This is a genomic window from Bacteroidota bacterium (genome assembly GCA_016183775.1).
Classification (GTDB): domain Bacteria; phylum Bacteroidota; class Bacteroidia; order JABDFU01; family JABDFU01; genus JABDFU01.
The window spans coordinates 56,849-70,265 of record JACPDY010000001.1 but is presented as its reverse complement, the minus strand read 5'-3'; the positions used below and the strand labels follow the sequence as shown (position 1 = coordinate 70,265).

Genomic DNA, 13,417 nt, shown 5'->3' with positions numbered 1-13,417 from the left:
TGTTCCCGGTTATCAGCCAAGCGGTCCATCATTGACAATAAGGACGGATGAATTTAAAGCCGGGTTACTCGGCTGCAATGGCAAAGGGCTATATGTAGCTAACCTCGAAACTTCAAATGTTCAATATGAAATGAACGGACTCAGGCATGCTGACTCAATCGGACTCAATCCAAATTTGTTTGAATTAGGTAATGAACATAATTTAAATGGAGGATCGCAATACCCACTTCAATTAATGACACCATCAAATTATTCACAATTAGCTAAAATATATTACGATAGTATTATTGCAGAATTTCCAACTGCAAAAATTTGTGCGGTTGGAGGGAATACCCCTTCTATTTCGGGTTGGAACGACACAATACTTTCATACATCCCGACAATTGACGCATTTGCATTTCATGTATATTTAAATGCTAATAATGCAGACCTTGCATTTAACGTAAACCGGGCACTTGCCATTCCATTTGGCCCCTACTCTAATACCTCATCTCTCAACTATAGATACAATTCGGCGTTTGGCACGCTTCCTGCCGGAAAAGAAATTTGGGTTACCGAATTTAATTTGCTCGAAATTCCACCGGCCAGTTCAACTGTAATTGCCCAAACATGGACACATGTATTGTATAACATGGCTATGATAGATTTTTTCCTATCGCAATCCAATATTGCAATGGTTTTAAGTCACTCCTTAGCTGGCGCTGCTCATTTTGAATCTATCTCCAAGCAAAATCAAAAAATAACTGCAAATGCCTTATCCATGAAATTAACCTACGATATGTCGAGAAGCTCACAAACCACTGAGAATATAGTCTTTCTTGGAAATCCTTCTATGACATACGGCACTTCAGTCATTCCAAAATTAATAGGCTGGAAATTTAATCATGTAAACGCTGAGAGAGGATTTATTTGTAATTTTTCGATTGACACTTTTAAAATTTCCCTCTCCAGTGTATTCACAAATACGATGCAGTTTAACCAATTTTATGCCGACACAAATTTTGTGATTAACGGACTATCAAGTGTAAAGAAATATTCAGGGAGTTCTACTGATAGCATAGTTATCTATCCTTTTTCAATATAGTCCAAGTATATTAAAAAAATCCAACTTGCAAAAGTGGACTATATATTATTTCAAATTGGTATTAGTATAAAACAAATTGTTTCAACTCAAGTAAGCCATCCTAAAATTTGCGCAGATTCAGTATAGCATTTACCTCTTCGATTATTTGGGATTTACATTTGTCGGAGCCACGGCAGGCGAATTCGAAACACCTTCCTGTTTAACAGCTCTTCCGGCAGGAGCTTCTCCGCTTTTTGCATCTGAATTTGAAGCGGGAGTGGCAGGAGCCGGAGAAGTACCATCCTGCTTAACAGCTCTTCCGGCAGGAGAAGAAACGCCTTCCTGTTTAACTACTTTTGTGGCTGCCGGTGCTTTTGCAGGCGCCGGGGTTGGTTGTTTTGGCTTATCAGCTTGTTGTTGTGGAGCACCTATAGCCGCATTTTGGGCAATGCCATTTGATACGGCCAAAAAACAAACAGCAAGAAATGAAGCATAAACTATTTTTTTCATTTTGTATGAGTATTGGTTTATGTTAAATTTAGTAAAAAAAGGAAAGGGAAAACAGGAAAATGCTTACTTCGACAACTCCAATGCTTCCTGGATAGATATGTATTGTCCGTTAAAGAACGCGATGATAAATGCATCCTCAAGGCCACTTGCCTGCATTTTATTTCGGAGTTTTTGGGCTTCATTGTAATTATTGGTATTGCCCACTGTATAACGGATCAATCCTGTAGATGAAGTTTCCTGGACAACACTATCCTTTAATGCTTTATACCTGGCTTGTTTTTCAGCAGGCGGCTCGCTCTTAAAGACACCTACCTGTATCTTAAATACCACCAGGTTTTTATCGAGCACATTCATTGGCTTTTCTACTTCATTTATATTCTCTACTTTATTCTTTTTATTGGACGAAGTAGCACCAACGGAAGTTAAAGAAACCCGTTTCCCATCCTTATAAGCACTTATAAATGCACCACTATATCCTTTAAGCGACATATCAACTTTAGCTTTAGCGGCGTCACTAAATGAAGTATATGATCCGGCCATATATTTATAATAGTCGTCTTCCGTATGCATTTCAATAAGGTTATTAACCCCCTTGAATACACTCTTTGAAAGACGACGATTATAGGCCCCAAGTTGTATGCGGAACACGACCCCTTTGGTATTAGCTACGAGTAAGGAATCTTCGTAAATCGAATTATCTGTGATATTTTTAGGCGGCTTAGTTGAAGAGCCATCAGTGGTACCTTCATTGGTTTTTGTAGTAATATTGGCGCTGGTCAATTCGGCAATTATATCACTGGTGGCTTCAATAAACTTTCCGTCCTTTTTATATACAACTTTGGCATCAGTCATTCCATCCTTTATCGATGCTCTTTTCCTGCTTTCAGCCTGGGAAAAATCAGTATAGTGTCCTACTGTATAGGCAATGGCTGAGTCCGACAAAGGAGTGGTTTCAATATCACGAATACTTAAAAATTTAGCCATAACAGACTGTGTCAAACCTGATTTATAAGTGCCAACCAATACGGTATACTCGGTTGGAATAAACTTGCCATCGCTGGTTTTCTGAGGCTGTGTTTTTACGATCGTTCCGTTTGACAGGTCATACTCCCCGTGAAACTTTGCTATAACTTCTGCGAATTGATTTGTTGTATCATAAAATTGCAGGTAATGCTTTTTGATAAGAGAATCTGACATCGTCACACCCTCATTGTCAACTACAGCACGGGGCATGCTGGATGGTTCTTTATCAGCATGATCGGGTATACCATCACCATCACTATCGCCCGGACAGCCTTTCGCATCAACAACAGCTCCCGAAGGAGTTTCCGGACATCGGTCAGTTGTATCCCGAACGCCATCGCCATCGCTATCGGCTGTTTCAAGAGCAAGAAAATCAACGCCATCAAACCAGGTTGCGTCGAGGGTATCCACATGCACTTTAGGACCAAGCAGATCCCAATGCAATGAAAAACCGGTCATCATAAACTTATCGTTACGGCTATTACCTTCCCTGTTCCCTATACTGTTATCTGTAATTCCATCAATATAATCCGTGGTGGTGAAGTGCATTGTGGTGTGTAACTTCAGGTCAACCCTTTCGCTCAGGTGAAAAACAACTCCTGCGCCCACCGGAACTGCAAATGCACGTTCAGGATATTTTCCAAAGCCATCAAGATTCAACTCGCGGATATCTGTCTCATATTTATAATCACGGATGAGATTAACAGCGTTAGATGCATTCGTACTGGATTCGGACAGATTTTTAATTGACCCGTCACTCCAATAATAGTATTTATTGCCATTTTGATCGTACAAATCGGTTTTAGAAAGAAATTCAAATCCTTCAACTCCCAACGAGACAAAGGGGACAACCGGGTGCGGACGTTTCGGAAGAAAATTCTCAAAATTATATTGTAGCGTAACACCACCAAGATTTATACGGGATTCAAAATTAGCGTTGCGGGTTAAAAGATTTTCATTAACGCCAACTTTACTGAACAACACATAAAAATTAACCTGTAAAAAATCATTCAGCTTTTGAGAAAGCGTCAGATCGTAACCGATGCGACTCGTTGAAGGGTGTTGAAAAAATGATTTGGGATGAAGGTCTCCGTAAAAAGAGAACATGCCTGTACCCAAACCAAGCGTAGGTTTAAAAATATCCGAACCCATTGGAGCTTCAGTTGGCTTGGCTATAGACTTAGGTTTAGGATCTCCCGGGAATTTTGTCAATACAACAGCACCGGTCTGGGCAAATGAATACCCGGTCAGAAAAAACAGAACACATACACACAGGCTTTTACCCATAAAGGCAAATTTAATAAAAACCCATTGAATAATAGGATCTTTAACCGAAAAAGGGGCTTATTTATACCACTTTTGGCTTGTAATCATTAAGGCTTCCTGCACAGTAATGCGTTTGCCTGTATTATATGCGGTGACAAACGGCCCAACAACCCCTTTTGTACGAACTTCTTCACGATTATCGCGGGCATCTTTATACTCATTAAACCCTCCAACCGTATATTTTGACCAACCTTCATGCAATTCAGTATCAACTTTACCAAAACCAAAACGTGCTGTAAAATACGAGGCCTCAACCGGAGTCTGACGGAGGGCGCATATCTGCACTTTATAATTTACACTTGCCTGGCCCTGCGGAACAACAGGTGTTGTGAGATTACTTTCGGCTGTTGTATTCCGAGATTCATCTGTAACTGTTTTGACCGGCTCATTAACCTGTGTTGTATTCTGATCACCCGCAGAAATGGGAGTAGCTGCAATAATGATCTTTTTAGTTTCATCATTTTCAATATATGAAAGTAATCCGTCAATGGATGAATTCGCAGCGGGTGTACCGGTAAGTTTGTAAACTACCTTAAACTCGGCATCGGTCGGGAAGCTGACCCAAACTAATTTCACTTTTTGATCGGCAAAACTAAATGATGATCCGCTGCCCTGCACCGGAGAAGCGGTTAAACCGGCAGGCAGGTTTTCCTGTATTTTTCCGAATCCGGTTATATTACCGCGTGTAATAAATAATTCCACCGTGTATTCATTTTCTCCACTTGCAGTTATCTTTCTCACACAGTTCAGTCCATTTCCGGTTACGGGAGACGGAGAAGACACAGAAGAATTCTTCTCACTTTGTGTTGCGGTTTCTGAAGGAGTATTTGTCGGGGTATTATTATCGGTATTGTTTTGAGCCGGAGTTTCGGGTTCTTCCTTTACAACTTCTTCCTTTGGTGGCTCAACAAGATTTTGAGGTTGTTCCGTTTCGTCTTGTTCGGTATCTGTTTCCGTTTCATCAGGAGTGTCAGGGACAGGGGTGGTTGTTTCATTAGCTGATACGACCGGAGATCCGTTACTTATATTCAATTTACTTTCAGGTATCTCAACGGATTGCTTTACATTATCAGTGACATAAAAAAATTTTCCGGCAATCATTTTTTCGCCCGTTGGGGCATTTGCGGCAACAGCGATCTTATAATTTATTTTAAACTCAGGTTCAGCGGGAAGTGAAGTCCATATAAATTTAACCGCATTGCCGCTGAAAGAGAAAGAAGCCCCTTTACTATCTACTGCAGTCGCAGTAATACCTTCAGGAAGTTCCTGCTGAAGTTTGGCGAAACCGCCTATGGCTCCTTTATTTATGGTAAGTTCAATTGTATATTCACTGCCGGGTTTTAATTCAGCCGGAACCGCCTGGGTTACTGTTACCCCATCTGCAACAAACAAATTATAGATGAAGAGACCAAGCATGTTTATAAGCAGAACAGCATATCGGATCATATTTTTGTTGTTTGGTTATTGTTCAAAGAAAAAGTCAATCAGACGATTGATCCTTTCCACAGTAAAATCATTCTCCCCGGTAAAAAATCCATCCACCACCTGGTTGATCTCACTTACCGTAATAAAACCATTTTTATCAAAATCGGCTGACTGAAACTCAACAGGTAAAGTTTTTTGGGAACCAGACTGACTTCTGACTTCCTGAGCACTTTTTTCAATTTGCTCTATGCTCATCTGTGAAGGATTTGCATTAAATGATTCGCTGCGTTCGGCAGCCGCAGCCTCCCATGCTGCCTGCTTTTCTGCTAACATCTGATCGGTAAGTGTAACACCATTGGCATCAACAACAGCTCCTTTTTGGGAGTTCGCTTCTTTATCCAAATGATCAGGGACACCATCTTTATCGGTATCAAACGGACAGCCATCTGAATCAACTTTAACACCTTTATCTGTTCCCGCACATTTATCCCGGATGTCTTTTACACCATCTCCATCACTATCAACATCATCAATTTTTCCAAAATCTACGTTTTCGTACCGCTTTGGATCAGCTGTTCTTTCACCATGACCAAAAATATAACTGAGACCAACACGGGTATAGAAATAGGAATCGTTACCGCTCCCCGCTTTAATATTATCGATATGATCAGTAAACGTGAAGAAGTATGTTCCTCCAAGGCTGGCTTCGAAGTTGTCAAGTATCTTAAAGTTAAAACCAAAAGTTAAAGGAACGGTTAACGTACTGCGCGTGTAATTTGTAGTGCTGTCTTTCAGTTGGGTTTCGTAAGTATAATCCCGCTGCAATGTTTTTGCAACTGGAATATTTACGGGGGATTCTGTTTTATCCCGGATACTTCCATCCGACCAATAATTATATTTCAAGCCATTCTTATCATACAGATCACCATGCGGGTCAAATAAGAGATAGCCAATTCCGGCGGCAACGTATGGTGTTAGGCTTGAATTCTCAAAGATCTTGTCAGTATGGAGAACCAGGCTAAGATCGCCCTGCATAATTTTTGATTCAAAGTTATTGTTGCTTGTTTTGGAACGCTCACTTTGAGCCAGTTTACCAAACGCACCTGTGAATGCCACACCAATCAGCTTTCCAAAACGCTGTTCAACTGTAAGGTTATACCCGGCCCTGATCCTGCTATAGGAACTAAGATCACTGTTATTACCTATATCGCCGTTAAAAATAAGGACACCAATACCACCTGTTAATATTGGAAGTTTACCAAATGTAGCCGGAACGACTTGTGAATACCCCACACTGCAGATAAAAACCAGCACTAATGCGATTCCTAGTTTTTTTCGTGTCATGTTTTTAAAAATTCGCGTTAAAAATATTTTTGACACAATTTCATTAATTTAAATGCATCTTTTATTCACGCAAACAAACGGTCCAACCATTGTTGAAACAAATCCTTACAAAACTATTTTAAAATGAAGGTTAGGAAACGAATACAGTTTCTAACTTACAAACAGCGGTGTGTTAATAAGGAGGGGTAAGATCACTATTTAAAATATGCCTTATTGGAAAGAGCAAACTTCAGCAAATTATTTTTGCCGCTTTCCAAATTTAATTTCCTGACTATATTGTACCTATGGTTTTCGATAGTTTTTTCAGAGACAAACAATTCCGCTGCGATCTCTTTTGTGGTTTTTTCTTCAGCAATGAGTAGCAAAATATTCTTTTCAGTAATACTTAACTTGTTTATCATTTCAGCCACTACAGGATCATTCACAAGATGACTTTTTGCTTTTATTAAATTACTTTTTAAAGTAGGGCTAATGTATTTATCCCCTTTAGCAATTGCTTCAATTGCAGCAACCAATTCATTTATGGCATTATCTTTTAACAAATATCCCCAGGCACCAATACTCATTGCATTTTCAAACAAATCTTTCTCTTTAAAGAAGGTTAAAATCAAGACTTTGGTTTTTATTTTTTCCGCACAAACCGTTTCGCAAACCTGCAATCCATTCATTAATGGCATTTCAACGTCAAGTATAGCTACATCAGGTTCATGTACACGAATTAAACTTAAAGCCTCCCCTCCATTTTCAGCTTCTCCACACAAAATTATATTACTGCTTTGTTTTACAGCACTCACCAATCCTAAGCGGAATAGCGGATGATCGTCGGCAATTATAACTTTTATTTCAGGCATGCTTAAGTATTATTTCTATTCGCGTCCCTTTACTATTACTGCTGATATTTAATTTCCCATCCATCAGTTCAACCCTTTCAGCAATAGAAGTTAAGCCCAATGACTTTCTCTTTTTTGTTTCTTTTATATCAAAACCCTTTCCTTTGTCGTATATAGAAGTTACAATATTGTTTTTGCTTATTAATACGGATATTTTAGCGGCAGATGTTCCGGAGTGCTTAATAATATTGCTGATGCATTCCTGAATTATTCTGAATAAATTTATCTTTCGGCTTGGTGTTAACATTGCATCTACATCATCCAGTTCATAGGTAAATAAAATAGTGCTGTTTTGTTTTGCTTCCACGATAACACTTTCAGTTGCCTTTATAAATCCTAATTTTTCAAGTTGCACAGGATGCATATTTCTTGAAATATTTCTCAAGTCCTCAATTGTTGATTCTATTAAAGGTAATTGTTCTTTGCATGAATTTTTTATAACAAGTAAATTTTGTCCTATGCCATCATGCAGATCTTTCGATATCCGTTTGCGTTCATCTTCCTGCGATTCAATTAACTGCATTGTAAATTCCTTTTGCCTTTCCTTTTGCTGTTTTATATTGAGAAATCTGTAAAAGATCAAAAGCATTATGGAAAGAGATAACATAATAGTGAAAAGTATTTTTGTCCTGTTCTCCCGCTCAATAGTTTTTAAATTATTTTCTGCAATTATTCTGCTTTTCTCCTGGTTCAATTCAGCAATGGCTTTATCTTTCTTTGTATTCTCGTACCTTTCATTTATTTCAATGATCTTATTCCTTGTTTCTTCCTTGAAAATAGAATCTTTCATTTCGGAGTATAGTTTATAATACCCGAGTGCCAGTTTGTATTCTGCTTCGGCATCCTTAAGATGTGCTAAATTCAAATAAACTTCCATAGCAGTTTTTTTTAACTTGTATTTAATGCTCCCGGCTAATGCTTTGTTAAAATAAGTCTCCGCCTTTTTTAAATCATGTAACTTAAAAAAGGCTTTGCCCAGTGCAAGTTGACAAATAGCGATCCTTAATAAATCACCATTTGTTTCATAAATACTAAGTGCTTTGTTCTGCGAAATAATTGCACTTAAATAGTCCCCTGTTTCGTATTGCACATTTCCAATTGACATGTGAGAATCAGCTTCTCCGACCTTTTCTCCGGTCAAATTGTATATAATCCAGGCTTGATCAAAATAATAATAGGCTGAATCATACCGGAGCATTTTTAAATAGGTTCGCGCCACATTATTATATGTATTGGCTAAGCTGGCTTTATGATGAAACGCTTTTTTTATTTCAATAGATTTTGCATAATAACGCAAAGCCATATCATAGTTTTCCTGAGAGTAGTATATTCGACCAATATTGTTGTATGAAATCGAAAGCCCATCCATATCCTTTTTAAATTCATTTATATTCAGTGCTTTAATATAATGTTCGAGCGAAATAGTAAAGTCGCTCATATTATAATAATAGTCGCCCAAAATATTATTTAATTTTACAATGCCCTTGTAATTATTTATCTCTTCATATAATTTCAATGCTTTTTTAAAATGTTCTTTAGCCAGATTTAGTTCTCCTTGTTCCCTATAAATGGATCCGGTCCATCTTGCCGCGAGAGCCTTTCCTTCACTATAGTTTATTTTTTCAGAAATTATTGAAATCAATTTGACATATTTCATTGCCGATTCAAATTGCCCTATCCGATAGCACTTCATTGTACTGTCAACAAATTTTCGCACTTCCTGAGTATCCAAATTGAAAGGTAATGGACTCAATGGTAAAGATGCTCTAAGAGTTGAATCGGCCTTAATTAAAGCATTAAAACTCATAAAAAAAGAAAATAGATAAAATAGTATTCGATTGGATGAAATCATCTGAATAGTCCTCTTTCGTGTAAAGATAAGGAACTGCCATTATCTGCAAACTAACAGCGGTTATTAGATTTTCCGGCTCTACAATTTTTGTTAGGAGTAAAATAAAAAACGATCGATCGAATAACGAATGAAGAATAACGAAGTAAAATACAAAATTAATTTTTCACCTTCTTCATTCGTTATTCTAATGTACTGATGTTCGCTATTCCTCAGAGGAGCCCTTTCGGAAAATTTACTATTCTACTGCAAATTTTAGCCATGCTCTTCTCCGGAGTTCCGTTGTACAACCCGGCCGGCTGTTGAAGTTAGATTTTTTTACATTAAAATGAGGGGTAACCCCTATTGCGCTAAGCTGCCTTATAAGGTAACTTTCAGAAAAATACAAAGACAAATAAGCCAAAAAATATTTAAACCAAAAAAAATATGAAAGCAAATACGAGCACGAGCCGCACCCCATTTGTAAATATGTTAACTATTTTAGGATTACTATTTACATTATTCGGAACACCCCTTTGCAGTGCACAAAGTATACAAGCTGATTATGTTGAAGGCAAAATATGGCTAAAACTAAAGCCGGGCCAAACAATACCCCATACTATTAGTCCCGTTTCGGATGAAATAAAAATATCGGACGTTCCTGTTATTTCAAGAATAACAGATCAATATGCCATTAAAAGGGTCCGATCTCCTTTTCATAAATCCGGATCAGATGACATTAGCCGCATACTAAGTATTGAATTTGCTGACCATAGCAAAGTGAGTGATCTACTCGAACGACTTGAAGGCTCAGGTATTGCGGAGTATGTGGAAAGGGAACCAAAAGATTATGCCTGTTTCACACCTAACGATCCGAGTTATGGCTCACAATGGTCACTCGCCAAGATAAATGCAGCAGCGGCATGGGATATTTCCACAGGAAACGCGAACATAGTTGTAGCCATAGTTGATAATGCCATACAAACCACACACCCCGATCTGCAGCCGAATATCTGGGTAAATCCGGGAGAGATAGCCGGTGACGGCATTGACAATGATAACAACGGATATATTGACGATATTAACGGGTATGACCTCGCTGATGGCAACAATGACCCTAACCCTCCTAATACAAGCTTTAGTCATGGTACACACGTGGCCGGAATCGTTTCGGCAAAAAGCAATAACGGGATTGGAATTGCCTCAATAGGTTCAAACATAAAATTAATGTGCGTAAAAGCAGCACCTGATGCTTCCGATGTAATGACCAGTGCAACACCCGGTATTTATTACGCAGCATTAAACAACGCGAGAGTAATTAATTGTTCTTTTGGCTCCGCTTCTTATTCAACAACCAGGCAGGCCATTATTGACTGGGCGTATAACAGGGGTTCTATTGTTGTGGCTGTAGCCGGAAATAGCGGCATCAATAATAAAGTATATCCGGGAGCAATGAATAATGTAGTGTGTGTTACTGCTACAAACAGCTCCGATATTAAAGAATCCTCTTCAACGTATAACAGCTGGGTAGATGTTTCAGCACCCGGCACTGGTATTTACAGCACAATACCCACAAATTCGTACACCAGCTATACCGGAACTTCCATGGCAGCACCGGCAGTAAGCGGTTTACTAGGGCTGATACTTTCGGTAAATCCAAACCTAACGCAGGAGCAGGCTATTAATTGTCTCAAGTCTACTACAACAAATATAGATGCGCTTAATCCCTCGTATGCCGGATTGATGGGAACAGGACGAATTGACGCGTTGGCTGCCCTGCAGTGTGCACAAGGAACTGTGTTTTCACTAAATGCATCTCCGATCGGACTTAGTTCCGGCACTACATGTACTACATCTCTGGCGATGCAGGTGGTGATCAGAAATGTTGGAACTTCCGCACTCTCTTCTTTAAAAATAAATTACAAAGTGGATAATAATTCACCCTCCGTGCATAACTGGACAGGCAGCCTGGCTTCGGGTTCTGCCACTGCTGTTACTTTACCGGCTACAACATTTGCATATGGGAAACATACGTTTACAGCTTACACTTCCGCCCCTAACGGTGGAGTTGACGGTTTTATAAGCAATGACACATTAAAATCAACCATTAATGTGGTGCAAACAGGTGCTGCCTTGCCTTTTACAGAAGGCTTTGAAGGAACCTTCCCCCCACCCGATTGGGGGTTGAGCAATCCAGATGGGGAATTAACATGGGCTCCAACGACTGTTGCAAAATATTCAGGCAGTCGCAGTGCCCTCATGCTAAACTATTATGACCCTTTTTATGGGACAACAGATTACATGAGTACCCCCGTACTTGACCTTACCACAGCAAGCAATCCTGCCATATCATTTCAGGTTGCATATCAACCCCAAACAGGTTATCCGGCAGATACACTGCTGGTATTGGTTTCCACCGATTGCGGCAAAACATATGGGCTATTATATAAAAAATGGGGCAGCACGCTGGCTACAGTAGCAGGAACCACAACATCTCCGTTTATTCCTTCAGGGACAACACAGTGGCGCAATGAAGCCTACCTCCTGCCACCATCAGTAGCAGCGAGTTCAACCGCTATATTTATTTTTATGAATAAGGGAGGTGCAGGCAACAATTTATATCTGGATGATATAATTATTGCCGGAACAAATATGGCCGCTGCTGTTTCAGTAGTACAAACAACAGGAGTAAATCCTGCGTGTTCAGGATCTTCTGTTACCTTTACAGCTACCCCTTCAAACGGTGGAACAACACCTGTTTACCAATGGAAAGTAAATGGAGTCAATGTAGGCACAAACAGTCCAACGTATACAACTGCAACTTTAACAAACGGACAGGCAGTTACATGCGAAATGACCTCGAACCTTCCCGGTGTTACGGGCAATCCTGCAACCTCCAACAGTATAACAATGACAATCAACCCATCTGTAACACCTGCTGTTTCATCTGCTATAACATTGGGTAATAACCCGGCATGTGCCGGTGCGTTGGTAACATTTACCGCAACACCAACAAACGGTGGAATAACGCCTGCTTATCAATGGAAAGTAAACGGAGTTGATGCAGGAACCAATAGCACAACATTTACATCAAGTACTCTTACAAATGGACAAGTTGTAACCTGTGTACTAACTTCTAATGCTATCTGCGCAAATCCGGCCACTGCTACAAGTACAGGTGTAACAATGACAATTAATTCATCTGTAACACCTGATGTCGCTGCTTCTTTAACAACAGGTACTAATCCGACCTGTGCAGGCACTTCGCTAACATTTACCGCTGCGCCAACCAATGGCGGAACCACACCTGCTTACCAGTGGAAAATAAATGGAGTTAATGCGGGCACCAATAGCGCAACATTTACAACAAGTACGTTGACCAATGGACAGGTTGTTACCTGTGTGCTCACATCGAATGCTGCTTGCGCGAGCCCGGTAACAGCCACAAGTACAGGTGTTACAATGACCATCAACGCGATCCCTGCCACACCGGTGATCTCGCAGGCGGGAAGTGTGTTGACATCAAGTTCCGCTACCGGAAATCAATGGTATTTAAATGGAAATTCTATACCGGGGGCTACCAACCAAACGCATACTGTGGCGCAGAACGGAAGTTATACGGTTGTTGTGACTACAAATGGCTGCTCTTCCGCACCATCATCACCCGTAATAATGTCAACTGTAGGGATTGATTCCTTTTCTGACATACCTCTTCTGAACATTTATCCAAACCCTACAGATGGTAATTTTGCGATATACGTTCATGCTACGGCTCTATCAAACTATACCATTGAAATAAAAAACATGCTTGGACAATTAGTTTACTGCGAATTATTACCTGACTTCAGCGGCATTTATTCCAAACAAATAAATATTGCAACATCCGGCAGTGGGATTTATCAGGTTAGATTAAAAAATACAAAAAATGAAATCGTAAAAAAGGTTATAATATATTAGCCAGATATAAATGGATTTAACCATTTGTATATAATATCAGTCATGCAAGAA

Annotated in this window: 8 protein-coding genes (1 of these 8 only partly in view); 2 read left to right on the top strand and 6 right to left on the bottom strand. The window is 39.5% G+C overall.

The annotated features are described in order from the left end of the window. A protein-coding gene (locus HYU69_00195) for a hypothetical protein (protein ID MBI2268758.1) crosses the window boundary here: on the top strand, positions 1 to 1,084 show its 3' portion. 290 nt of this gene lie to the left of the window's left edge; the window shows 1,084 of its 1,374 coding nt (coding positions 291-1,374); its start codon lies off the left edge, out of view; it ends in the stop codon at positions 1,082 to 1,084. 141 nt (positions 1,085 to 1,225) lie between these two features. Here the strand turns inward: HYU69_00195 and HYU69_00190 are convergent, their stop codons facing one another. The 6 genes from HYU69_00190 to HYU69_00165 form a co-directional block, all read right to left on the bottom strand. Then, on the bottom strand, positions 1,226 to 1,573 hold the full coding sequence (locus HYU69_00190) for a hypothetical protein (protein MBI2268757.1): 348 nt from the start codon (positions 1,571 to 1,573) through the stop codon (positions 1,226 to 1,228). Positions 1,574 to 1,636: 63 nt separating this feature from the next. Beyond that, positions 1,637 to 3,883 carry an SPOR domain-containing protein gene (locus HYU69_00185; protein ID MBI2268756.1) on the bottom strand — a complete coding sequence of 749 codons (2,247 nt, stop codon included), beginning with the start codon at positions 3,881 to 3,883 and terminating at the stop codon, positions 1,637 to 1,639. A gap of 57 nt (positions 3,884 to 3,940) precedes the next feature. After that, positions 3,941 to 5,368, bottom strand: coding sequence for a hypothetical protein (locus HYU69_00180; GenBank protein ID MBI2268755.1), 1,428 nt, complete (start codon positions 5,366 to 5,368; stop codon positions 3,941 to 3,943). 15 nt (positions 5,369 to 5,383) lie between these two features. Then, on the bottom strand, positions 5,384 to 6,691 hold the full coding sequence (locus HYU69_00175) for a hypothetical protein (protein ID MBI2268754.1): 1,308 nt from the start codon (positions 6,689 to 6,691) through the stop codon (positions 5,384 to 5,386). Positions 6,692 to 6,885: 194 nt separating this feature from the next. Next, positions 6,886 to 7,542, bottom strand: coding sequence for a response regulator transcription factor (locus HYU69_00170; GenBank protein ID MBI2268753.1), 657 nt, complete (start codon positions 7,540 to 7,542; stop codon positions 6,886 to 6,888). After that, positions 7,535 to 9,223 (bottom strand): sensor histidine kinase, encoded by a 1,689-nt coding sequence (locus HYU69_00165; GenBank protein MBI2268752.1) that lies wholly within the window; start codon positions 9,221 to 9,223, stop codon positions 7,535 to 7,537. The genes HYU69_00170 and HYU69_00165 overlap by 8 nt, the downstream gene beginning before the upstream one ends. A gap of 633 nt (positions 9,224 to 9,856) precedes the next feature. On the opposite strand from HYU69_00165, the gene HYU69_00160 reads away from it, so the two are divergent. Continuing rightward, positions 9,857 to 13,366: a S8 family serine peptidase gene (locus tag HYU69_00160; protein ID MBI2268751.1), complete on the top strand. Its 3,510-nt coding sequence runs from the start codon at positions 9,857 to 9,859 to the stop codon at positions 13,364 to 13,366. The last annotated feature ends 51 nt before the right edge of the window (positions 13,367 to 13,417 follow it).